General features: G+C 50.3%; 15 protein-coding genes and 5 pseudogenes. 11 read left to right on the top strand and 9 right to left on the bottom strand.

Translation table 11 applies throughout. The features are described from left to right. Nucleotides 1-7 precede the first annotated feature (7 nt). The 9 genes from FG13_RS16665 (at nucleotide 8) to FG13_RS16625 (ending at nucleotide 13,651) form a co-directional block, all read left to right on the top strand. Entirely contained in the window at nucleotides 8-1,531 is a 1,524-nt protein-coding gene (locus FG13_RS16665; protein ID WP_235211749.1) for an SEL1-like repeat protein, read from the top strand. Between the two features lie 182 nt (nucleotides 1,532-1,713). Continuing rightward, complete coding sequence (locus FG13_RS16660) at nucleotides 1,714-2,415, top strand: DUF4197 domain-containing protein (RefSeq protein WP_035822663.1); 702 nt, start codon at nucleotides 1,714-1,716, stop codon at nucleotides 2,413-2,415. Between the two features lie 380 nt (nucleotides 2,416-2,795). After that, a complete protein-coding gene (locus FG13_RS16655; RefSeq protein WP_081922610.1) occupies nucleotides 2,796-5,705 on the top strand; it encodes a YjbH domain-containing protein in 2,910 nt (969 codons plus the stop codon). A gap of 51 nt (nucleotides 5,706-5,756) precedes the next feature. Beyond that, nucleotides 5,757-7,667 carry an SLBB domain-containing protein gene (locus FG13_RS16650; RefSeq protein WP_081922609.1) on the top strand — a complete coding sequence of 637 codons (1,911 nt, stop codon included), beginning with the start codon at nucleotides 5,757-5,759 and terminating at the stop codon, nucleotides 7,665-7,667. 210 nt (nucleotides 7,668-7,877) lie between these two features. Then, nucleotides 7,878-9,056 (top strand): GumC family protein, encoded by a 1,179-nt coding sequence (locus FG13_RS16645; RefSeq protein WP_081922608.1) that lies wholly within the window; start codon nucleotides 7,878-7,880, stop codon nucleotides 9,054-9,056. A 48-nt stretch (nucleotides 9,057-9,104) separates the two neighbouring features. Next, on the top strand, nucleotides 9,105-10,370 hold the full coding sequence (locus tag FG13_RS16640; RefSeq protein WP_035822661.1) for a flippase: 1,266 nt from the start codon (nucleotides 9,105-9,107) through the stop codon (nucleotides 10,368-10,370). A 15-nt stretch (nucleotides 10,371-10,385) separates the two neighbouring features. Beyond that, on the top strand, nucleotides 10,386-11,453 hold the full coding sequence (locus FG13_RS29550; RefSeq protein WP_081922607.1) for a glycosyltransferase family 4 protein: 1,068 nt from the start codon (nucleotides 10,386-10,388) through the stop codon (nucleotides 11,451-11,453). After that, complete coding sequence (locus FG13_RS16630) at nucleotides 11,446-12,630, top strand: glycosyltransferase (RefSeq protein WP_035822655.1); 1,185 nt, start codon at nucleotides 11,446-11,448, stop codon at nucleotides 12,628-12,630. Before FG13_RS29550 ends, FG13_RS16630 begins: the two co-directional genes overlap by 8 nt. After that, entirely contained in the window at nucleotides 12,608-13,651 is a 1,044-nt protein-coding gene (locus FG13_RS16625) for a glycosyltransferase family 4 protein (protein ID WP_081922606.1), read from the top strand. Before FG13_RS16630 ends, FG13_RS16625 begins: the two co-directional genes overlap by 23 nt. Here FG13_RS16625 and FG13_RS30140 read toward each other — a convergent pair. Then, complete coding sequence (locus FG13_RS30140; RefSeq protein WP_152598791.1) at nucleotides 13,640-14,041, bottom strand: hypothetical protein; 402 nt, start codon at nucleotides 14,039-14,041, stop codon at nucleotides 13,640-13,642. The genes FG13_RS16625 and FG13_RS30140 overlap by 12 nt on opposite strands. Before the next feature lie 421 nt (nucleotides 14,042-14,462). Here FG13_RS30140 and FG13_RS30135 point away from each other — a divergent pair, with 421 nt between their 5' ends. After that, nucleotides 14,463-14,831 (top strand): hypothetical protein, encoded by a 369-nt coding sequence (locus FG13_RS30135; RefSeq protein ID WP_152598790.1) that lies wholly within the window; start codon nucleotides 14,463-14,465, stop codon nucleotides 14,829-14,831. After that, nucleotides 14,831-15,964 (top strand): annotated as a pseudogene (locus FG13_RS16615) (glycosyltransferase family 4 protein); the annotation flags it as partial. The gene FG13_RS30135 and the pseudogene FG13_RS16615, both read left to right, overlap by 1 nt. A 567-nt stretch (nucleotides 15,965-16,531) precedes the next feature. On the opposite strand, the gene FG13_RS30130 reads toward FG13_RS16615, so the two are convergent. From FG13_RS30130 to FG13_RS29535, 8 genes and pseudogenes are all read right to left on the bottom strand, one after another. Beyond that, complete coding sequence (locus FG13_RS30130; protein ID WP_161784183.1) at nucleotides 16,532-17,710, bottom strand: sulfatase-like hydrolase/transferase; 1,179 nt, start codon at nucleotides 17,708-17,710, stop codon at nucleotides 16,532-16,534. 656 nt (nucleotides 17,711-18,366) lie between these two features. Continuing rightward, entirely contained in the window at nucleotides 18,367-18,912 is a 546-nt protein-coding gene (rfbC, locus tag FG13_RS16605) for a dTDP-4-dehydrorhamnose 3,5-epimerase (protein WP_035822645.1), read from the bottom strand. 24 nt (nucleotides 18,913-18,936) lie between these two features. Then, the gene (gene rfbA / locus FG13_RS16600; protein WP_035822642.1) at nucleotides 18,937-19,830 is read right to left on the bottom strand and encodes a glucose-1-phosphate thymidylyltransferase RfbA; all 894 of its coding nucleotides are present in this window, start codon (nucleotides 19,828-19,830) and stop codon (nucleotides 18,937-18,939) included. After that, a pseudogene (rfbB, locus tag FG13_RS16595) lies at nucleotides 19,830-20,741 on the bottom strand (dTDP-glucose 4,6-dehydratase); the annotation flags it as partial. The pseudogene rfbB and the gene rfbA, both read right to left, overlap by 1 nt. A gap of 7 nt (nucleotides 20,742-20,748) precedes the next feature. Next, a pseudogene (locus tag FG13_RS16590) lies at nucleotides 20,749-21,366 on the bottom strand (IS3 family transposase); the annotation flags it as partial. Nucleotides 21,367-21,380: 14 nt separating this feature from the next. Beyond that, a protein-coding gene (locus FG13_RS29545) for an IS5 family transposase (protein WP_235211844.1) occupies nucleotides 21,381-22,185 on the bottom strand; the annotation gives its coding sequence in 2 pieces (ribosomal slippage) (nucleotides 21,381-21,848 and nucleotides 21,850-22,185; 804 coding nt in all). Between the two features lie 81 nt (nucleotides 22,186-22,266). Then, nucleotides 22,267-22,811: pseudogene (locus FG13_RS29540) on the bottom strand (transposase); the annotation flags it as partial. 187 nt (nucleotides 22,812-22,998) lie between these two features. Beyond that, nucleotides 22,999-23,172, bottom strand: a pseudogene (locus FG13_RS29535) (NAD-dependent epimerase/dehydratase family protein); the annotation flags it as partial. Nucleotides 23,173-23,205 lie beyond the last annotated feature (33 nt).

Genomic DNA, 23,205 nt, shown 5'->3' with positions numbered 1-23,205 from the left:
TGACTATTTGCGCCTGAAAGGCCTGGCCGAGAAGGGCAATGCGAACGCCCAGCACAGCCTGGGCTTCATGCATTTCAATGGCCAGGGCATCGAACAAAGCTATGCGCTGGCGCTGCACTGGTACGGCCTGGCCGCCGCGCAGGGGCTCGAACACGCGCAATACAACCTGGGCGTGATGTGCCAGAAGGGGCAGGGCGTGCCCCAGGATTTTGCGCAGGCGGCGCATTGGTACCAGCAGGCGGCCGAGCAGGGGTACGCGGCGGCGCAGTACAACCTGGGTTGGCTGTATGCCAAGGGCCAGGGGCTCGCGCAAGATAGCGGGCTAGCCATGCTGTGGTTCAGCCGCGCGGCGGAACAGGGCGACGCCGGTGCACAAAACAACCTGGGCATGATGTATGACAATGGCAAGGGCGTGCCGCAGGACTTCGTGCAAGCCATCAATTGGTACCGCAAGGCGGCAGAGCAGGGTTATGCGCGGGCGCAGTTCAACCTGGGCCTGCGCTACGACAATGGCCAGGGCGTGCGCCAGGACCGCCAGCAGGCGACGGCCTGGATGCGCAAGGCGGCCGATCAGGGCTATGCGCCGGCCCAGTTCAATCTGGCGCTGCGCTATGAAAATGGCGACGTGCTGCCGCAGGACAGCAAGCAGGCGATCAACTGGTACCGGCGCGCGGCCGAGCAGGGCCACGCCAGTTCGCAATTCAACCTGGGCCTGATCTATGACAATGGCCAGGGCGTGCCCTGCGATAAACAGGCGGCGCTGGAATGGTATGTCAAGGCGGCGGGGCTGGGCCATGCGGCGGCCCAGCACAACCTGGGCCTGCATCATGAACATGGCGCCCACGATTACGCGCAGGCGCAAGCGTTTTACCGCCAGGCCGCCGAGCAGGGCTTTCCCGCCGCGCAGTACCAGCTGGGACTGTTGCATGAGCATGGACAGGGCACGCCTGCCGATGCGCAGGAAGCCATCTTCTGGTACCGCAAGGCGGCCGACCAGGGACATGTGCGGGCGCAGTTCGACCTGGGCCTGCGCTATGAACATGGCCAGGGCGTACCGCAGGATCTGTCGCTGGCGCTGGAATGGTACCGCCGCGCCGCCGAGCAGGACTACGCGCCGGCGCAATACATGCAGGGCGTCTTGCATGACCGCGACGACGGTCCCGCGCCCGACAGCCAGCAGGCCTGCGCCTGTTATTGCCGCGCCGCCGCGCAGGGCCACAGCCTGGCCCAGTTTGCGCTGGGCCTGCGGCATGACAATGGCCAGGACGTGCCGCAGGACTATGCCGCCGCCTGGGACTGGTATGCGCTGGCCGCGCGCCAGGGCCATGCGCGGGCGCAGATGAATCTGGGCTTGATGGCGGCCAGCGGCCAGGGCGGTCCGCTCGATTTGCAGCAGGCATACATCTGGCTGTCGATGGCGGCGGCGGCCGGCGTGGCCGGCGCTGAAAAATCCCTGCGCCAGACGGCGGCGCGCATGCGCGAGACGGATCTGGCGCGGGTGCGCGAACAACTGGCGGCGATAGCAGGCTGAGCTGCGATGCCCGCGTTAGCGTGCGCGGATACAACAGCAGGTGCTGTATAGTCCTTTCCCTTCGCCATCTGTGGCTCTCCTTGTTTTCCCCAAGACGCAAAAAATTGCTGCGGTATTTGCGGTTTTGATGTGCTAAGGTTCCAGCAGAAGGTGGTCTGTCTATTCTTTAGAAAAGGAAAACTATGCGCCTGAACCCTTCCACTGGCCGTTCGGCCGCCCTCCTGTGTGCGCTGGTGTTGCTGTCGTCCGGCGCCGGCGCCGGCCCCCTGGATGCCCTCAGCAACCAGGATGCGAGCAATGGCTTGAAAGCGGCGCTGGAAGCCGGATCGGCGGCCGCCGTTGCCAAGTTGGGCATCGAAAATGGTTTTCTGAACAATGACAAGGTCAAGATCAAGTTGCCCGGTATTCTGGAGCAAGCCAAGCCCTTGCTGAAAATGACGGGCCGCGGCCAGCAACTGGACGACCTGGTGGTGTCGATGAACCGTGCCGCGGAGTCGGCCGTGCCGATGGCCAAGCCCTTGCTGCTCGACGCCGTCAAATCGATGAGCGTGAGCGATGCGAAAAATATCCTCTCCGGTGGCGATACCTCCGTCACGGATTTCTTCCGCCAGAAGACCTCGGCGCCCCTGGCCGTCAAATTCCTGCCCATCGTGAAATCCGTGACCGACCGTTCCGGCCTGGCCAGCAAGTACAACAGCACCATGAGCCAGATCGGCAAGACGGGACTGGTGCCGCAGCAGCAATCGACGGTGGAAGGTTATGTCACGGACCGTGCGCTTGACGGTCTGTACCTGATGATCGGCGAGGAAGAAAAAGCCATCCGCAGCAATCCGCTCGCCTATGGCAGCAAGATTATCGGCAAAGTGTTTGGCAGTTTGAAGTGACAGTTCAAGCGTCATGCAGGGCCGCAGGCGGCGTTTTCGCTGCATGGATAGGTGTGGTGCAAGGGAAACAAGTTAAGCATTTGCTACAAGAAAACAATGTTAAAATTCTGCGACATACATTCCTGAGGCATGGTTAAGCAACGATCAATTGTCCGGGAGTGCCCAGTTTTAGTGGCGAACTGATGCGTGGCATTGCAAGATGCCCGTCGGTTGGCCTTTTTTCGTTTCATTCACGTTTCCCCAAGCTCATTGATTTTCTGAATATATTGTCAGGAATTCCAGGTGCAGGATCTTTTAGGTAGCCGGATTTGTTAAGCGTACTCAGAAAATCAATCAAATATACCTGGTGTGGCTGTCTGGTGCTTGGCGCGCCTTCGGTGATGGCCGCGACCCCGAATCATGGTGGTCAATCCGGCTACATCAATATGCCCAGCGCCGTGGTGGAAACGGACGGCACCTTCAGCGTCGGCTACAGCTATGACAGCCCGTATGGCCAGTTGTGGGCGACGGCGAATATCCTGCCTTTCCTGCAAATGACGGGGCGCTATGTGTCGATCACGGGCATTCCTGGCTTTACCAATGCGCCCGGCGAATATGGCAGTGGCTATGGCCGCTACAAGGATAAAGTCGTCGACGGTAAATTGCGCCTGTGGACGGAAACGGAGTGGATGCCGTCCGTTGCCGTCGGCATGACGGATTTGTTTGGTACCGAGTTGTTCAAGGGCCAATATGTCGTTGCCACCAAGACATTTGGCGCCAGCAAGAATATCGAAGCGAGCCTGGGCTATGCCCATAAACGCCCGGACGGCGTGTTTGCCGGCGCGCGCTGGACGCCGACTGCGCTGCCGCGCTGGTCGGTGGTGGCGGAATACGATACAACGAATTATGTGCGCGACTTCCGCGCCAGCGAAACGGACGCCGGCAAGCGCCGTAAAGGCGCTTCCGTGGGCCTGGAATACCGCTGGGGCTGGCTTGCCCTGCAAGCGGCACGCAGCCGCGACCAGTTCAGCGTGAACGCCTTTGTCAGCATTCCATTTGGCGAACGCGAGTTTGTCCCCAAGGTGTACGAACCGGCGTATTTCGTCGATGACAAGAATCCGCCACCGCTGCCGAGCAAGGAAGAATGGCACCGCGACCCCGTGTATGGCGCCGACCTGGTCAATGCTCTGGTAAAACAGGACTATAAAAATATCCGTGTCGAGCAAGAGGGCAATGTCCTGAGCCTGAGCCTGACCAACAGCCGGATTTCGAACATGGGCCGCGCCGTTGGCCGCGCCGCGCGCACGGCTGTCGCTTTCACGCCGAAGGGCGTGACGACCTTGCGCATCACGTATACCAAGCTGGACCAGCCAATCGCCACCTACGAATTCTTTGATTTGCCAAAACTGAACGACTATTTGACAGGCAAGATCGACCGCAAGGCCTTCCTCGACGTCGTGCTGCTGCGCTATCCGGAGAAAAGCGATGTCATCCGGGACGATCAGCAAGGCTGGCTGCAGGAATTCCTCGATAAGCCGTCGCCCGTCGTTGCCGCTGCACCTGCACCTGCACCTGCGCCCGTGCCGGTACTTGCCGCAGCTCCCGCGCTTGCCGCCGCACCGGCTCCCGCCAGGGCCGCCAACGTCCTGAGCGATGATGGCAAGCTGGCCGTCGGCGTTGGCGTCGATGGCGACGTGGTGCAAATCAAATCGCTGGACCGGGAGGCAAACCGTTTCAAGATCGCCCCCAAGGTGGGCTTCTTCTTCAATGACCCGAGTGGCGCTTTCCGCTATTCGATTTCGGCCGTGGCCAACTACGACCGCCGCTTGGGCGACGGCCTGTACCTGAATAGCGCCGCCAGCCTGCAGTTGCTGGAAACGGTATCGGGCGTGAAGCAGCCATCGAACAGCAATCTGCCGCACGTGCGTACGGATGTCGCGGAATATTTGCGCGGCGGGCGTTTCTCGCTGAGCCGCGTCTTGCTGAACAAATACAACAATCCTGCCGAGCGCGTGTATACCCGCATGTCGGCCGGCCTGTATGAAGACATGTTCCGCGGCGTGGGCGGCCAGGTGCTGTACCTGCCGAAGGATAGCCGCTGGGCGGCCGACGTGGCCGTCGATGCCTTGCAACAGCGAGGCTACAAGGGTTTGCTCGATTCGCGCGACTACAAGACGGTGACGGCGATCGGTTCCCTGCATTACCGCTTGCCGCACGACATTACCGTGACGGCGCGTGCCGGCCGCTTCCTGGCAAAAGACACGGGCGTGCGCATGGAATTCAAGCGCCGCTTCCAGTCCGGCATCGAAGTCGGCGCCTGGTACACGCATACGAACGGCAACGACATCACCAGCCCCGGCACGCCATCGAAGCCGTACCAGGACCGTGGCATCTTCATGTCCGTGCCGCTGAACAGCATGTTGCCGATGGACACGCAATCGACGGCCGGTTTTGCCATTGCGCCATGGACGCGCGACGTGGGGCAGATGGTGGCCTCGCCGGGCGACCTGTACGACATGCTCGAGCGCTCGCGCGCCGACATGCACAGCTACGATGGCCTGGGCAACTTTGCCGAGCGCCCGGACGAACAGCATCTGCCTGCCGTCAATCCGCCGGACCGGCCGTTTGTCAGCCCATGGCCCGCCATGCGCGCGCGCCTGGAGCAATCCGCATCTGCTACGCCTAGCGCCCCTGAATGGCTCAAGGCGACGGCGGTGGTCGGCGGTGTGGTGGTGGCTTCCGCGCTGGCCGACAAACCGGTCGACCGTTTCGTCAAGAAACATGAAGATTCCAAGGTTTATCGCAACTGGGACAAGCTGGGCAAGGCCATGCCCTATGCGGCAGTGGGCGCCGCTGCCGCCGCTTTTGCCCTGGGCGATGAGCGCATGCAAAATACGGGACTCATTTCCCTGCAATCGGTTGCTGCGGCAACGGGTTTGGCGGTGGCCGGCAAATATGCGTTTGGCCGCGCCCGTCCAGAGGAAGACCTCGGAACGTGGAGCCGCGTCGGCAGCGGCAATTCCCGCTCGAACTCCTCATTCCCTTCTGCGCATGCCGCGATCGGTTTCGCCGCCGTGACGCCGTTTGCCAAGGAATATGATGCGCCATGGCTGTACAGCGTGGCCGCCGTCGGTTCCGCCGGCCGCGTGTTTGGCCGCAAGCACTGGGTCTCCGACACGGTCGCCGGCGGCATCCTCGGTTACGCCATGGGCAGCTGGCTGTGGCATGCGCAGCGCGACCAGAGCAAATCGGGCCTGTCGATCAACCCCGGACCGAAAGAAATCAGCGTGACCTGGCAGGGCAAGTATTAAGCGCATGGCGCTCCCTTTACTCATACAACATTCATCCAGACAAAGACCAGCATGAAAAAGCAATTTCGCACTCCCCCGCCTTTCGTGAAACACGTGATTTTCTCGGCTTTCCTGCTGGGTGCCACTTCTGCCTATGCCGTGGAGCAGGAACTTGGCGCGGGTGAGATCCCTCGAACGGATCTCTCGCGGGCACAAGCGAATGATATAGGAAGCAGCAGCTTGCCCAGCATTCGTAGTGGCATCAATGAGCAGCGTCACGCAAAATCGCCACCTGCCAATCCCGGCAACCAGCGTAGTACGGCTGATGTGTCCGTTGGCGCATTTGAAGCGTATGTCGATGGCGTCACAGGGCAAAAATTAAGTGTCTTTGGCAAGGATCTGTTCAGCGATGTACCGTCCACCTTCGCACCGCTCGATGGGGTGCAGGTAAACCAGGAATACGTGATCGGCACGGGCGACGAGTTGCAGGTACGCGGCTGGGGCATGGTCGATATCGACGTCAGCGCCACGGTCGACCGCAGCGGTGCGATTTTCATCCCGCGCGTTGGCTCCATCAAGGTCAGCGGCGTGCAGTACAAGGACTTGCAAGGCTACCTGAAGAAAGCCATTGGCAAGATCTATACCAATTTCGACCTGACAGCGAGCATCGCGCAAACGCGTGCCGTGCAAGTGTACGTGGTTGGCCATGCCGTTCGTCCTGGCACCTATACCTTGAACTCCATGAGCACTCTGCTTAATGCCCTGTTTACGTCGGGTGGGCCGGACGCCACCGGCAGCATGCGCAATATCCAGCTCAAGCGTGGCAAGGATACCGTCAGTACCTTCGACTTGTATGACATGCTGGTCAACGGTGACAAGAGCCGCGACGTCACCTTGCGCGACGGCGATGTGATCTATATCCCTGAAGTAGGTCCGCTGCTGGCGTTGACGGGGAGCGTGAAACGGCCCGCTATTTTTGAATTGAAGGGCAGTTCCAGCCTAGCTGATGTGTTGAGCTGGGCCGGCGGCTTTGATTCTGCCGCGGAAACGAAGCAAGTGATCGTTGAGAGAAACGTCGATAACCAGTACAGGACGGTGCTGGAGTTGGCTGCCGATAAAGTCATCAGTCATACCCAGCTGGTCAGTATCGCAGTCAAGCCTACCGATATCTTGCGGGTGTTCGCGCCTGGTGCAGTGCCCGTCCAGGCACAAATCCAGAATGAATACGTGCGCGTGGCGGGCGAGGCAAAGCAGAGCGGTATTTTTTTGTTGAAAAAAGGTGAAACGCTGCGCGAGCTGATCGCCCGTGTCGGCGGCGCCAATGAAAACGGCTACTTGTACGCCACGCAGCTGAACCGCGAATCCGTACGTCGCGCCCAGCAGATCAAACTGAATCAGGTTGCAGACCGCTTTGAGCGGGAGCTGGAATCGAATGCGACCCAGCGCATGGCCGCTTCTGGTGACAAGGAAAATGCGGCGAAAACCGCTGCCGAAGTGGAGCAGCAGCGCCGCATCGTGCAAAAACTGCGTTCCGTTAAGGCCGAGGGCCGCATTGTGCTCGATTTGCCCGGCGTTGACACACAAGTCAAAAACCTGCCGGATTTGCCGTTGCAGGACGGCGATTCCATCCTGATCCCACGCCGTCCTGGTACGGTAGATGTGCTTGGTTCCGTCTTCCAGCAAAATGCGTTCGTCTACCGTCCGCAACGTACGGTTAACGATTATGTACAACAAGCCGGCGGCATCACATCCAACGCGGACAAATCTGAAATGTACGTGATTCGTGCCGACGGCACGGCGCAAAGCGGTCAAGGCACGGGCTGGTTTAGCGGTCTGGGTGGCACGGCGTTGAACCCTGGCGATACCGTCGTGGTACCAGAGAAAATTGAACGTAGCACGTTCATGCAGAGCCTGAAGGACTGGACTGCCATCTTTTATCAGTTTGGTTTGGGTGCGGCTGGTTTGAAAGTATTGAAAAACTAGAGTGCCTGTAAACCGTAAAGTACATCTTTGGTAGTGGCTATTGATGGCCGAGCGGTTTTACAGTACTTTGCCGTTTATCGCGTGACAATTCAGATACCATCGGTGATTGCTTGACATATAGTTATTCCGATGGTTTTTTAAATATTCAGCCCCTAAAAAATATTCACGTTATTTTTATTGTGCGTGAAATAACGAAGTAGCGAGAAAAAGATGTCAACTTTAAATCCTCCAAATAATAGTGGTGACGGGATGGCTGGAAAATCAGAATATTTGAATATTTTTGATTTTTTCAAAATAATAAAAAAAAATAAAAGGATCGTATTCCTGACGCCGTTGGCATTCGCCATAGCAACAGCGGCCGTAAGTATGTTGTTACCTAATATATATACTGCGTCAGCGAAAATCCTGCCACCGCAGTCACAATCGGGCGCATCTCAGCTGCTTGGGCAGCTCGGCGGCCTTGGCGGTCTCGCTGGCGCGGCCTTGGGTAGCAAGAATACAGGTGAGACATACGTCGGCATGCTAGGCAGCCGTACCGTTGGCGATAATCTGGTCCAGCGATTCAACCTGATGGAAATATACAAAGCCGATTTCAAAAGTGACGCCCGTAAGGCACTGAAGAAAGCGACCACGATTACTAATGGACGTGACGGCATTATTGTCATCGATGTCGATGATAAAAATCCTGAACGTGCCTCACTTTTGGCCAATGGTTATGTTCAGGAGCTGCAAAAACTAACGGAATCGTTGGCGATCACGGAAGCTTCAAAACGTCGGCTGTTTCTTGAGAAACGTTTGGGTGAATCTAAAAAAGCTCTTTATGAGTCAGAGCTGGCATTGAAGGAAATTCAGGAGAAAACTGGGCTCATTAAACTTGATGGTCAGGCACAGGCAACGATTACGGCCATTGCAATGATTAAATCACAAATCGCCTCGAAAGAAGTTGCCTTGGCGGCAATGCGTACCTTTGCCACCGCAGACAACCCCCTGTATATCCAGAACAGACAGGAAATAAATGGCTTGAGGGCTCAGCTGGAGAAAGTGGAGCGAGGTAGCAATCAGGGAAATGGTGATATTTCCATTTCCACCGAAAAGTTACCGGGTCTGGGCATGGAATATATCAGGAAAGTCAGGGATGTGAAATATAACGAACTGTTGTTCGAAAACCTGGCGAAGCAGTTTGAGATTGCACGTATTGATGAAGCACGCGATAGTTCGATGATCCAGGTATTGGATGATGCGGTGATTCCGGATAGGAAGTCAAAACCTACCCGCAGCATATTGGTGATGATATTTTTGATGTTGGGTGGTATTGTCGGTCTGGTCTGGGCATTTTCAAAAGAAGCGTTGGCACAAGCTGGAAATCCATTTCTAAAAAATAATGAATAATTATGCTGGAGGAAAAATTGCCTTCGATTTTTTTTGGTGGACGCTCAAATGTTTTTGAAATATGCCGGCTCGAAAGTCGCGAGGGATATTGTTAAAGTTCTTTCTGGAAACGTTGTAGCTCAAGGACTATCATTTCTCGCGATAATTATCATATCGCGGGATCTTGGCCCCAAGAGCTATGGCGATTTTGCCCTGATCATTGCCATTTTCACGTTCCTTACCCAGATATCTGATTTTGGTACGTCTACTTCTTATGTGAAGTTTTTGAGTGAAAATAAAGCCGAGGAGAAAATAATATTTTCTTCGGTTTTGATATTCAAGACACTGACAGGTATTCTATTCTCTGCGGCGATCTGGTTTTTTTCATCCAATATATCAGAGTATTTTTTCTCGATAGGCCGGTATGAGTATTATTTCAGGTTGGCCGCCATTGCTATTGTTTTTCATTCTATATTGGGAACGGTTATTGCCCATTTTCAGGGGCTGGAGAAATTCAGGCAGTATTCTCTCGTCAGCATTTCGCATTATGCTCTTCGGTTTGTGGCGGTAGTCGTCGTTATCTTTGCTTTTGCTGCAGGAAAAAGGTTCGAGTATTTTATCTATATTTATTTCTTCGCTGTCGTGATTGTCTCACTGACCGCTATTTATATCTTGAAGACCGGATTTTTATTCAAGTGGAAATATGTTGAAGAAATTTACAAGCTGGGATTTTGGATATTTTTCTCATCTGTAGCGGTCGTTATAATGATGAGAATTGATGTGGTCATGCTGAAGAAATTAGGCGATGCCGAGGCGGTTGGATTCTATTCTGTCGCGTCAAATGTGGCAATGATTCTGCCATTGATTACCATGTCGATCACGGCGACATTGATGCCAAAAATGGAAGCTTTCTTAAGGGAAAGCACCATTAGAGAATTCATTAAGAAAATACTCAAAAAAGTAAAGTATGTGATCGGCATCAGTTTGCTTTTACAAGCGGCGTCACCGTTGATCATCTATATACTATTTGGTGAAGCATATTTAAAAAGTATTCCAGTCTTGCTGATACTTGTCGTTTCTTATATGTTTGGCGTCATCGTCAATCCGATCTCTTTGATCTATTACCAGATAAAGAAACCATTTCTGTTGACTGCTGTGAACTGGGGACAACTTTTGATCGGCTACTCCCTCAATCTGCTGCTGATTCCCGATTTGGGAGCGATAGGCGCCGCCATTTCTTCACTCGGCATACATATATTCAGCAGTTCGATTATTGTTGGATACCTTTATTTTTCCAAGGTTCGAGATTTCAGTTTAAAAGAGAAACTAATATAAGAAATTGGACATAATATGCGTGTGGCTTTAATGACGGAATACAATCACATTGGTGGTGGTGAGTCAAATTTACTCAACTTGTGTGAAGAGCTGAGCAAGAGTATAGAAGTTGTACTTTTTTGTGACGGTGCAGTTTATCAAAGAGCTAGCGAACTTGGACTTGCATGTAGAAAAACTGATTTATCGGGAAAAAAATGGTTCCGTTTTATTCCGTTCCTGTCTTTCCCTGTTGAGCTCAGAAATGAGTTGAATAGTTTTGATGTGGTTCATTCTTACTCATTAAATGTTCTTTCCCGCCTGGCTTTTCTGAAGCGTCCTGTTATATGGACTACGCATGGTTTCTGGGAGAGCCCTTTTGGACTGCGCGCGAAAGTCATCAATCTGATTGTTGATAAAGTAGTAGCAGTTTCTACAGATGTATACGATATTTGTAGCTTTGGATCAGAGAAGCTGTCCAAGATTTTCTTGGGCACGAAAATGAAAGGAATCCAAGGAGCTAAAAAGGAAATTGATCCCCGCAATATTACTATATCCTGTATTGGCCGTTTTCAACGGATAAAAGGTCAGGATATTCTGTTGTCAGCGTTGATAGATATTGCAAAAGAGCGGCGCGACATTAATATAAAAATACACTTTGTTGGTGGCGTGAATAGTAATAAAAAAGAGGATATCGATTTCCATGCGGGATTACATAGTATTGTAGAAACGCAAAGGCATGAGAATCTGGAGGTTGTTTTTGATGGATTCCAGGCAGATATTTCTCCCTTTCTGATGGCTAGTGATTTTATCGTCGTGCCTTCGCGTTATGAATCTTTTAGCATGGTAGCAATTGAAGCTCTTGCATATGGCAAGGCAGTGATTTGTCCGAATATCGGTGGCCCTAAAGATATTATTAACGCCAAAAATATTGGAATCTTGTTCACTCCGGAAGACCCCACAGCGTTGAAGAAGTCAATATTGGAAATGATCGAGAGTTTTGAGATGTTTGATCCAGAGCAAGCCAAGATTAGGGCTGAGGATTTTTCTATTGTTCGCCAGGCTCGTGAACATTTGACGATTTATCAGGACGCCTGTAATGGGTAAAGTATTGATTGTTGCGACCAGTTATCCGTATCCCGAGTATAGGGATGGCCTGGCGAAGATAAATGCAAATTTGCTCAAGAAAAATGATTATTTTGATGCCGATATGCTTTGTATCGGTGATTTAGGCGACTTGAATACTTGCGATGTTGGAAATATATTTAAAATTCCTCCAAAGAAGAAAAAAGATAAATTTTCTCAAATTTTCAGTTTCATCTTTTCGATGAAGCCACTTAATGTATCAAAATATTCTGAGTATGTTCGTCAATACAAGGATTTTTTGCTCGAACATCACTCTCGTTATTCGGTTATTCATCTTAGTTCCCCTTATCTAGCGGAAATAGCTATTGGCATGCCATCAGAAATTGTCAATAAGATGATTATTTTTCCTATCGACTGTATGACGCTGTTCTGGTGTCGCCGCAAGAAAAATGAAGAGAATTTTATTAAAAAAATAATTTATTCTATCGAGTTTCTAAAGTGTTCATTATTCGAGAAGAGATATTATAATATATTCAAGGCTGCCGTCTTTGTTTCGGATGTCGACCGAGATTATGCTAGGGCAATTACCAAAAAAGATAATTATTACTCTATTCCTAACGGTGTAGATGTAGATTACTTCAAGTCAGATAGTTTGGCTCAAAGGGATAAAAATTTCCTGATTTTTACGGGAGACATGTCATATGCCCCAAATAAGGATGCGGTCAATTTTTTAGTTAATAAAGTACTCCCCAAAATAGACCAAAAATACCAACCACATCTGCTTCTGGTAGGGCAAAAGCCGGATGAAACCACGTTATCTTTTGCTAGTGAACATATCACGGTAACCGGCTTTGTCGAGGATCTGAGGCCATACCTGAACCGTTCCAAGGTCTATATTTCTCCTTTGCGCTTTGGGAGTGGAATTAAGAACAAAATTCTGGAAGCCATGTCCATGGGGATGGTTGTCATTGGGACGAAGGTAAGTTTTGAAGGGATCGGATGTACCCCTGGTCATGATTGTGTACAGGTTGAGGTTGATGAATTTAAAATGGCAAAAGCCGTGGAAGAAATTTTTCAGAATCAGTTAGCTTATACGTCAATGTGCAAAAATGCCAGGGACTTGGCTGAGAAGAAGTATTCGTGGGACTCCATAAGAAAAGCATACGGATTGATTTATGAAAATCGCTTTAGTAACTGACAAATTTTCTACCGGTGGGGGATTGGAACATATTTATCAACTATGTCGCGGCATGCCGGATGTAGAGTTTGGTGTGTTTGCTAAAGATGGGAATGCCAAGGATAAATTCCTTTTACTGAACAATGTTACTGTATTCAATAACGGATACACATCGGAAGCCATTGTTGCCTATGCTCCTGATGTGATTCACTTCCACCATTTAAGGCCGTTGCTGGCATTTAGAGGTAAAGCCAAGAAAACCATGTTTACAGTACATGGAATTCATTTGCACCAGTATGAATTCAAAAACGGAGTGGTGTCAAAAATTCAATATTTTATCCGATTAAACCTTGAGAAATTTTTATACCGAAAAGTTGATAAGATAATTTCGGTATCATATGAGGATGAATATTTTATTGAGGAAAAATATGGAGTCAAGGCAAAAACTGTATTTAACGGAATTCAATTCGATGCAATAAAAGATATTAAGGGAAGTCAAGATAGCTATAGAATGTTATTGGATATCCCTTTGGATCGGAAAATCTTTCTTACCGTCGCGCGTTTTGATTTTCCTAAAGGATATGATGTATTAATCAAGGCGATTGGACTTCTGAAGCAGCAAGATAAATTAACCAACCAACTGTTTGTCTTTGCTGGCGATGGTGCGGAACTGACCTCGATGCAGGAACTAGCCGTTACACTAAAGATCGATACATATGTGCGATTTTTAGGGCGTCGGACGGACGTCTATGAGTTGATGAGAACGGCTGATGTTTTCATACTTCCAAGCAGGTGGGAAGGGTTACCCATTACATTAATCGAATCGCTGGTCTCACATTTACCAGTTATTGCTAGCAATACTTATGGCGTAAAAACGGTTTTTAATGAAATAAAAAATAACATTTCTCTTTTTGAAAATGAGAATCCTTCAGATTTGGCAAAGGTTATTCTTGAAGAACTTACCTACGAGCCATGCGATATGAGTATTTTTTCACTTGCTCCCATGATATCGGCTATGCAGAAGGAATACTCAAATGTATAAAATAAGAAAATTTCTGATATTTTTTATATTTTCCTTTTTTTTATTAAGTGTCGTTTCCATGCCTATGGCATTGTTGGATAAATTCACTATTGCAGGAAGTGAATTTTCGGCATCATATATATTTGTATTTTTCATGATACTCACTTTCCTGGTTTTTGCTTTGTCGAGTATAAGGAAAAATTTTCCAATTGAAATAGATAAGAATTTTTTGTGCGTAATTGCTCTTGCCTTCAACTTTTTATTTTTTTCCTTGCTTAATGAACCAGATGGCGGGTTTTTTCTTGGAATCTCCTTTTGGATAATATCAATATTCATTGGTTTGAATATAGATAATTTGAGTAAAAATAAATTTCTAAAAATAATATTTTTTCTCGCCTGGACTTTATCCATTTTCGGGTTGATATTATATTTTCTGAATTTACCATTGCTTGACTTGAAAACGGCTGGCCGCGAACTTTATTTTATAAACTCGAATGGGTATTATCGGGCATCATCTGTATTCTTGAACCCGAATAGCTTTGCATATTTTTTGGTTTTCTATTTTTGTATTTTCTCTACATCAAAAAAATATGACATAAAGTACTGTACCGTATTCCTGATTGTTTTTCTTGCTTTCTACTTTTCCGAGTCCAGGTCCGCCATGCTGTCCCTATTCCTGATTTTCTTGTTTGCCATCTTTGTAAGGATAAGGCCGGCCAATTTGTCAGGGAAATTGTACTTCCTTAATATAGCCATTCTTTTGGCATTGTTCTTCTTGTTGTTATTGTCCGGAGATCTTTTTTCATATGATATCAGGTTTGAAAAATGGCACATGGCACTTGATATCTTTTTTGGAAATTATGAATACCTGTTGAAGGGAATTCCTTTTTCTGTTCCATTGTACTCTCAAGGAATTACTTTTAGCGATAATATGTTTTTGTATATATTATTCAGGCTGGGTTTCTTTGGTTTCTTTGGTTTCTTTGTATTTTATATTTCTGTATTAAAAAAATCATGCACAATCTTGGCGAACGAAAGTGCCCATAGCCAAAGTGCACCATATGCAATGTATTTTCTTGTATCATCAATTTCAATGTTTTATTCAAACTTCTTATTGTTTTATCCAATAATGATTTTGCATGGAATTGCGGTCGGCGTCGTTTTGCAAGAAAAAAATGTTAAAAGTAGGTGTGAAAAATAATGAAGATTGCGATTGTTCATGAGTGGTTTGTAAACTATGCGGGCTCAGAGAAGGTCGTCGAGAAAATTCTGGAGTGTTATCCCGATGCAGATCTGTTTGCTTTGGTTGATTTTTTGCCAGACGATAGCAGAAAATTTATTATGAATAAAAAGGTGAAAACATCATTTATTCAGAAATTACCAATGGCAAAGAAGTCATACAGAAATTATATTGCGTTGATGCCAATTGCAATAGAGCAATTTGATCTTTCATCTTACGATTTAATTATTTCCAGTTCGCATGCCGTGGCGAAAGGTGTATTGACAGGGCCTGATCAATTACATATCAGCTATGTCCATTCTCCAATTCGATACGCTTGGGATTTTCAGCATCAGTATCTGCAAGAGTCAGGGTTGACAAAGGGATTGAAATCCATATTGGCGCGCTGGATTTTGCATAAAATAAGATTGTGGGATACCCGTACATCCAATGGTGTTGATTATTTTTTGGCCAATTCTCACTTCATAGCAAGAAGAATTATGAAGTCATATCACCGGCAAGCTACTGTAATTTATCCTCCAGTTGATGTAGATGCATTTACGTTTCAGGACGGAAAAGAGGAATTTTATCTCACCGCATCAAGAATGGTTCCTTACAAAAAAATTGATTTAATTGTGGCCGCTTTTTCATTAATGAAGAACAAGCGGCTTGTAGTCATTGGTGATGGTCCGGATTTCGAGAAAATAAAGTTGAAGGCTGGCGAAAATGTCGAATTATTGGGCTATCAGGAATTTGATGTATTAAAAAAATATATGATGAATGCCAAGGCTTTTGTTTTTGCTGCAGAGGAAGATTTTGGTATCACCCCGGTAGAGGCTCAGGCTTGTGGCACACCAGTTATTGCCTTTGGCAAAGGTGGTGCGCTTGAAACTGTTTTGCCGTTATCGCATGAGACACCTACGGGAGTGTTATTTTCACAGCAGACAGTCGAGTCGGTCATCGAAGCGGTGAATACATTTGAAAATAACTCTGCACAGATATCGGCGGAAAACTGCAGAAAAAATGCTGTACGATTTAGTAATGACCGTTTTAAAAGCGAGTTTGTTGAATTTGTCAAAAAATCCCATGAAGGCTGCAATGAGAGAAGATTTACAGTGCCTGAGAAATTATTGACTTGAGAGACTAAAGTTACTGCCGGAGAGAGAATCCATCGTATTTCTATTTGCTTATCTGCGGAATATGAAATACAGAATCTCGGTTTCATGCCATGAATCAACTGATGGAGTCAACTTTATCCAGTGGAATTTGTCAGCGCTGGCTCGCCACCATTTTCCTGTGAGTGCCGCGCGTCTTCATGCCAGGCTGTTTGGTTGACGCGGCTATACCGCTGCTGGCGCGACTGTTGCCAGGATCGACTTGCCAGTTGGCACCAAGTTCGGGCTGGCCGTTAGCCTGACCGCCATGTGTGCCAGCATGAAAGCCGCTCCGTCTCTCAGCGATGTGGCGCCGTCCTCTGGCGCGATACGGCGACCTGCTCAGGATTGCGCCGGGTAAAAGAAGGCCAGACCAAGCATGTGCATGGTCTGGCCTTGATTTTTACAAGCGCGACAGACGCCGCTGCTTTTTTTAAAACTTGCAATCCTATTATAAAATTATAATATTTTTGCCACGGCAAGTCGTGGAACTGATCGATCAGGCTTCCTGATGATCATTAATGACATCTACTCTTTGCAATGAAAGGACATCCGCATATATGGAACCTGATTTGCCGGGAGTTGTTCACTATTGACCGCCGATGGCGGTTGGTGATCACCTACAATATACGCTTCAGTACACCCCATATCAGCACTCATGCTCAAGGTGGCTGCCATGCTGCCAATAGCATTGCGCGCAACAATTTGCGAATCGCCGATAGCATCGATATCCCGGAAGTACTGGGTTGAAGTTTCGAGCATGGACGAGGCGACAGGTTCATGACTGGATAATGAAAGCATGTATAAGAATGCCTTATCTTCATGACGTATCAAGTCAATGCCAAAAGTAATCATATCCTCATCACAAATACCTGCAAATGGTCCTGGGCAGGTATTGAGTTGTCGCATTTCCGGTTGAAAGTATGCATTATCGATACCCAAGTGCTTCCAGACAGTATCGCGTGCATAAAACATTTTTTGATAACCATGCACTCCAAAAACTTCGTACCCCTTGTTTTTCATGTATGCGGGTACGCAGTTATCGGCAACCGATGAAAAATTGGTGCCAGAATCGAGTTTTATATATTGGGAACATAACTCACGGATCTCTCCCTGCATGGTGGAACCGTGGTAGTCGGTAAAACCCGAGTCAAGCACTTTGACACCGTCGCGCTGTAACCGCTTCTTAACTGACACCAGCGAGGCATGGCTCTCTCCCCATGACTCGACAACCATCAAAACCATCTTTTTGGGCATCTTTTCTGCACCCTTGATATGATTTAAAAATGTTGGCTCGGCAGTTTTTCCCAAAAAATTATTGTCATTCGAGATATCATCAAAAAACAATGTCTTGATTGCAAACGGTGATGGTGTAATGATCGCTTTCCGTAGCGATGTTGGACCCACATCAAAAATCGACATGGTGGATTTTAAAATAAGTAAAACAACTCCAATAATTAATGCCAATTTCCTGAATCCTAGGGAACTTCTTCTATATATGTCGGAGAAAACGAAGAATGACATTACTGCCACAAATAAAAAGCAGGTAACTAATACAGGCGTAGGAGCATTTCCCATTACTGTAAAGAAATAGAAATTATAAGCGTTCGGCCGGATATTCCAATTTGCCAAGATGGAAATTAAAAAGATAAAGAACCAGGCGGTCTTTATCAAGAGAGACAGCCAAGGCTTGAGGCGTTTTTCCATGTAAGGAAAAAATAGCGGCTCGATACATATGTATATCCTGCCGAATGCAAAACTCCAGATAATGCTGGGTAACAATATCCATAAAAGACAGCGGAAATATATGAATTTTTTAGATTGAAGAGAAAAAAATCGATCTTCTTGTAGTGTATAAGGTGAACTCATGAATTTGGAAATGCAAAAAAGGAATTTTATTGGCGCGAGGAAGTATCTCAGAAAGCACCAAAAGATGTGAATATTTGGCAATGTTTTTTTTGGGTATTTATTGTAACACGCTTGTCATAAATTCTGCCTAGCATACCCACATTCAAAAACGCCGTATAGTCGTGCAAAAAAAAACGCTGTATTTGACTCATTTTTATGACAGTTCAGTGGCAGTGAACCAGTTGGTCTTGAAGCTGGCTGTCTTGCACTGACGTGGCCAAGTTGGCCGGGAATGTGTTGGTATACCCATGTTCTGAGCTGTGGCGCAACGTCAAAGTATGGGCTCGACGACCGGGCATCATGTCATCAACACTTCGAATACCCGGCATCGCTCGGCGATGCAGCCTCGCATGGACCTTGGTAGCCGCGATTGCACTGGAATGGCCTGCGATAGCGTATAGCTTGGCCTTTTGATTCTTCAGGAGGCTAAATTTTGGAAGCGAGGTTAGCAGTGTTTAGGCGAAGACGTCGGCATTGGCCAGCAATGCGCCGAGTTTGTCCTTGCCCGACAAGACCGGTTCGTCATCCAGTGGCCAGTCGATGCCGATTGCCGGGTCATTCCACAGGAGACTACGTTCAAACTCCGGCGCCCAGTAATCGGTTGTTTTGTAGAGGAATTCGGCGTTGTCGCTGGTGACCACGAAGCCGTGGGCGAAGCCTTCAGGAATCCATATTTGTCGTTTGTTGGCCGCTGATAAGGTCACGCCTGCCCAGTGGCCGAATGTCGGCGAGCTCTTGCGTAGGTCGACGGCAACGTCGAATACTTCGCCGGCGGTGACGCGTACGAGTTTTCCTTGCGGCTGTTGGATCTGATAGTGCAGGCCACGCAACACGCCCTTGGCCGACTTGGAATGGTTATCCTGTACAAAGTCACGTGTGACGCCGGTCAGTTCGGCAAAGCGCTTCTGGTTGAAGCTTTCGTAGAAAAAGCCCCGGTCGTCGCAGAACACGGTGGGCTCGAGAATCAGGACATCAGGTATGGCGGTTTTTTGAATTTGCATGATGTGAAATGAGCAGTGCAGCCTTTAGTATATTTTTTCTTCGAGCAGGCGCAGCAGGTATTGACCATAGGCGTTCTTTTTCAAGGGTTGCGCCAATGCCTTGAGCTTGGCAGCGTCGATATAGCCGCGGCGGTAGGCAATTTCTTCAGGGCAGGCGATTTTCAAACCTTGGCGATTTTCGATGGTGGCAATGAATTGTCCAGCTTCCAGCAGCGATGCATGCGTGCCTGTATCGAGCCATGCCATGCCACGTCCCATCAATTCGACGTTCAACTGGCCAAGTGCCAGATAGGCACGGTTAACATCAGTGATTTCCAGTTCGCCTCGCGAAGAGGGAGCGACATTGGTGGCAATGTCACACACCTGGCTGTCGTAGAAATACAAGCCGGTGACGGCGTAGTTCGATTTTGGCTTGAGCGGCTTTTCCTCTATGCTGATGGCGCGACGTTGCGCATCGAACTCTACCACGCCATAGCGTTCCGGATCGTTTACGTGATAGGCGAACACGGTAGAGCCGCTGGTGCGTGCGGAGGCTACGCGTAACTGCGATTCAAAGTCGTTACCGTAATAAATGTTGTCGCCCAGAATCAGGGCCGATGGTGCATCGCCGACAAACTCCTTGCCAATGATGAAGGCTTGTGCGAGGCCATCCGGACTGGGCTGTACAGCATAGGTCAGACTGATACCCCAATTGCTGCCCTCTCCCAGCAATTCCTGGAAGCGCGGTGTATCTTGTGGCGTGGAAATGATCAGGATGTCGCGTATGCCGGCCAGCATCAGGGTGGTCAGCGGATAGTAGATCATCGGCTTGTCATATACGGGCAGCAACTGCTTCGATACGGCCATGGTGACGGGGTACAGGCGCGTGCCGGAGCCGCCAGCGAGGATGATGCCCTTGCGTTCGATGGTGGTTCCCATTATTTTTGCTCCTGGGCCGTATCGCGTGCCGCGTAGTTTTTCTCTACCCACTTCAGGTAGTCGCCCGACTGGACGTCGCGTACCCATGCCTGGTTGTCCAGGTACCACTGGACGGTCTTGCGGATGCCGGTGGCGAAGGTTTCGGCCGGTTTCCAGCCCAGTTCACGCTCGATCTTGCGCGCGTCGATGGCATAGCGTCGGTCGTGACCAGGGCGATCCTGCACAAAGGTGATTTGTTCGCGATAGCTGCCGGATACCTTGGGATCGAGCGTGTCGAGGATGTCGCACAGGGTGTGCACGACTTCCAGGTTGGCCATTTCATTCCAGCCGCCTACGTTGTAGACCTCGCCCAGGCGTCCCGCTTCCAAGACGCGGCGAATCGCCGAGCAATGGTCGCTCACGTACAGCCAGTCGCGCACTTGCATGCCGTCGCCATAGATAGGCAAAGCTTTGCCGGCACGGGCATTGCTGATGTTGAGCGGAATGAGTTTTTCCGGGAAATGGAAGGAGCCATAGTTGTTCGAGCAGTTGGTGGTGAGCACCGGCATGCCGTAGGTATGAAAATAGGCGCGCACCAGATGATCGGACGCCGCTTTCGATGCCGAGTAGGGGCTGTTGGGCGCATACGGCGTTGTTTCCGTGAATGGCGGGTCATTCGGCCCCAGGGTGCCATATACCTCGTCGGTCGAGACGTGCAGGAAGCGGAAGCCCTCCTTGGCTTCGCCTGTCAGGCCGGACCAGTAAGCGCGCGCCGCTTCGAGCAGGCTGAAGGTACCGTTGACGTTGGTTGAAATGAATTCGCCGGGGCTATGGATCGAACGATCGACATGGCTCTCTGCGGCAAAATGCACGATGGCGCGGGGCTGGTGCTCTGCCAGCAGGCGGGAGATGTGGGCGGTGTCGCAAATATTGTAGTGGTCAACCCATCCCGGACACTATGTTAAGTTTTTCTTCGACGACGGCCGGTGCCAGTCCTTGGTTGAACTGATGCGGCCGTATCCAGTTATACCGGTGCATCAGGTAATGGCTGATGTCCCGTTGTGCTTCTTGTGCCGTCATGTAACCTGTTGACGGCAGCCATTCCGTTTTGAAGCTACGGAACAGTCGTTCCATAGGTGAGTTATCCCAACAATTTCCCCGGCGGCTCATACTCTGCTGTATCCGGTAGCGCCACAATCGCTGACGGAATTTTCGGCTGGCGTACTGACTGCCCTGATCCGAATGGAACAGCAGTCCCTGCGGTCGACCACGCTGCTCGTAGGCCATTTCCAGCGCTTGCACAACAAGGTCGGCGTCGGGCCGTAGTGAGAATGCCCAGCCCACGGCTCGGCGAGCGAACAGATCCAACACCACAGCCAAGTAATACCATCGCCCCTGCGCCCAAACATAGGTGATATCGCCGCACCAGACCTGATTTGGCGCCACCACCGTGAACTCACGGTTGAGATGATTCGGAATGTCGACACGCTCCACCGTGGCCTGCTTGTAGGCGTGCTTGCCAGGTTGCTTGCAGACCAGCCCCAACTCCTCCATTAAACGACTAAGAACACCTAACAAAACCTCTGAATATATCGCCAGCAGATGAGTATGCAGGCAAGCGAGAGGAATGCTTGGTGGATATCGGCTCGGCGCTCGTAGCGGATACGCAACCGGCGGAAACGGTGGAGCCAACCGAGTGTGCGTTCGACCACCCAGCGCCATTTACCCAGGCGTTCGCGCGACTCGATGCCGTAGCGGGCTATACGTGGAGCGATGCCACGGCTGCGCAACCAGGCCCGATGGGCACGCGAAGCATATGCCTTGTCGGCGTGCAGTTTGGCCGGACGTTTGCGTGGCCGGCCCGCTAGCCCGGATACGGATGGGACAGTTTCGAGCAGCGGGATCAGCATCCGGGAATCATGTACCTGAGCCCCCGATATGCTCGCCACCAGAGGCAGTCCGCGTTGGTCGACGAGCAGATGGTGCTTGCATCCGAGCTTGCCGCGGTCGGTGGGATTGGGGCCTGTATGCTGTCCGCCGAGGGGGGGATGGCACGCTGGCCGAGTCGACACTGGCGCGTTCCCATTGAATCTGATCGTATTCCCGCAAGTGGTGCAGCATGGCTTCGTGGATGCGTTGCCACACACCAGCCTGTTGCCATGCATGCAGGCGCCGCCAGCAACTCATGCCGCTGCCACAGCCCAATTCACGAGGAAGATATTCCCAGGGCAAGCCTGTCTTGAGGACGAACAGGATACCGGTCAAGGCGGCGCGGTCGTCAATGCGAGGGCGTCCTCCCTTTGGGGAAGGTTGATGTACTGGCAGTAAAGGCTGGATCAGCGCCCACAGGTCATCAGGAAGAAGTGCTTTGGCCATGTGATCGGCTCCCAAAAACGATGTCAGGTGAGTTTGACCAGCTTCGGGGCCGTTTGTTTCTATGGGTGAGGTTTTGTTAGGCGTTCTAACTTTGAAGCGGCCAATGGCCGTGCCTTCCTCGCGCATCATGTCCATGATGCTACGGCTCCCCGCTGAACTTCGGCTCTCAACGAACAGCTCGTGGACGCGGCTACGCAATGCCACGCGCTCAACATCAATGTGTCGCACGCGCTCCCGATGTGCATACAGGCATGACCGCGCGACATCGAACACCGCGCAAATCAACTCGATTGATTCGTCACCACAAATCTGATCGATTACCTGGTACGTTCTATCCCTTCCGACATCAAGAGCGCGGTAGCCTTTTTTAAAATGGATTTCTCCCGCTCAAGACGTTCAATGCGCGCCTCTAGTTCCTGTATTCGCTGCTGATCCGGCGTGATCGCCTTGCCCTGTGGCGTGACGCCTTGTCGCTCCAATTGAAGCTGCTGAACCCAGCGGCGCATTAGCGATTCTCCGACGCCGATCGACCGGCTGGCCTCCACGTGGCTGTATCCCTGATCCAATACCAAGCATGCTGCCTGCTGCTTGAACTCAGGGGAAAATGTACGTCTTTGCTTGCTCATCAAACACCTCTCCATGGCGAGCATTCTCGCCTAAATTGGTGTCTGGGTACATTAACAACGCCTAACAAAACCGTAGCGAGCGGATGTGAGTTGTGGTGGAGAAGCGCAACTGTACGAAGGTACAGTGAGCATCGCAGACCGCAAATCGCGACGCGCAGTAGGTTTTGATAGGTGTTCTACACCACTACATATCGCCGCGTACAAAGTTATGCCGCGGGTCTTGCTCCAGGCTTGCCAGATTGCTGAGATTGCCAGCATAGGTGAGTTTGTCAAAATTGACTACGGGCTCATCGTTGAGCGCCAGCCAGTCGCGTACAAAATTGGAACCGATGAAGCCGGCGCCGCCAGTCACTAAAATCATGCTGTTATCCTTTTATTGGAGCATTGCCGCAAT

Source organism: Janthinobacterium sp. RA13, assembly GCF_000745325.1.
In the GTDB taxonomy this organism is placed as follows: Bacteria; Pseudomonadota; Gammaproteobacteria; order Burkholderiales; family Burkholderiaceae_D; genus Janthinobacterium; species Janthinobacterium rivuli.
Note: the sequence above shows the minus strand (reverse complement) of the source record. Positions and strands in the feature narration are given on the sequence as shown.

What these genes read in the sequence shown, in the direction of transcription:
- FG13_RS30135 (WP_152598790.1), top strand. Translation starts at nt 14,463, where the DNA reads ATGGCACTTGATATCTTTTTTGGAAATTATGAATACCTGTTGAAGGGA.
- FG13_RS16640 (WP_035822661.1), top strand. Translation starts at nt 9,105, where the DNA reads ATGTTTTTGAAATATGCCGGCTCGAAAGTCGCGAGGGATATTGTTAAA.
- FG13_RS16645 (WP_081922608.1), top strand. Translation starts at nt 7,878, where the DNA reads ATGTCAACTTTAAATCCTCCAAATAATAGTGGTGACGGGATGGCTGGA.
- FG13_RS30130 (WP_161784183.1), bottom strand. Translation starts at nt 17,710, where the DNA reads ATGGAAAAACGCCTCAAGCCTTGGCTGTCTCTCTTGATAAAGACCGCC.
- FG13_RS29550 (WP_081922607.1), top strand. Translation starts at nt 10,386, where the DNA reads ATGCGTGTGGCTTTAATGACGGAATACAATCACATTGGTGGTGGTGAG.
- FG13_RS16650 (WP_081922609.1), top strand. Translation starts at nt 5,757, where the DNA reads ATGAAAAAGCAATTTCGCACTCCCCCGCCTTTCGTGAAACACGTGATT.
- FG13_RS30140 (WP_152598791.1), bottom strand. Translation starts at nt 14,041, where the DNA reads ATGGATAAAGTCCAGGCGAGAAAAAATATTATTTTTAGAAATTTATTT.
- FG13_RS16655 (WP_081922610.1), top strand. Translation starts at nt 2,796, where the DNA reads ATGGCCGCGACCCCGAATCATGGTGGTCAATCCGGCTACATCAATATG.
- FG13_RS16625 (WP_081922606.1), top strand. Translation starts at nt 12,608, where the DNA reads ATGAAAATCGCTTTAGTAACTGACAAATTTTCTACCGGTGGGGGATTG.
- FG13_RS16630 (WP_035822655.1), top strand. Translation starts at nt 11,446, where the DNA reads ATGGGTAAAGTATTGATTGTTGCGACCAGTTATCCGTATCCCGAGTAT.
- rfbA (WP_035822642.1), bottom strand. Translation starts at nt 19,830, where the DNA reads ATGGGAACCACCATCGAACGCAAGGGCATCATCCTCGCTGGCGGCTCC.
- FG13_RS16660 (WP_035822663.1), top strand. Translation starts at nt 1,714, where the DNA reads ATGCGCCTGAACCCTTCCACTGGCCGTTCGGCCGCCCTCCTGTGTGCG.
- rfbC (WP_035822645.1), bottom strand. Translation starts at nt 18,912, where the DNA reads ATGCAAATTCAAAAAACCGCCATACCTGATGTCCTGATTCTCGAGCCC.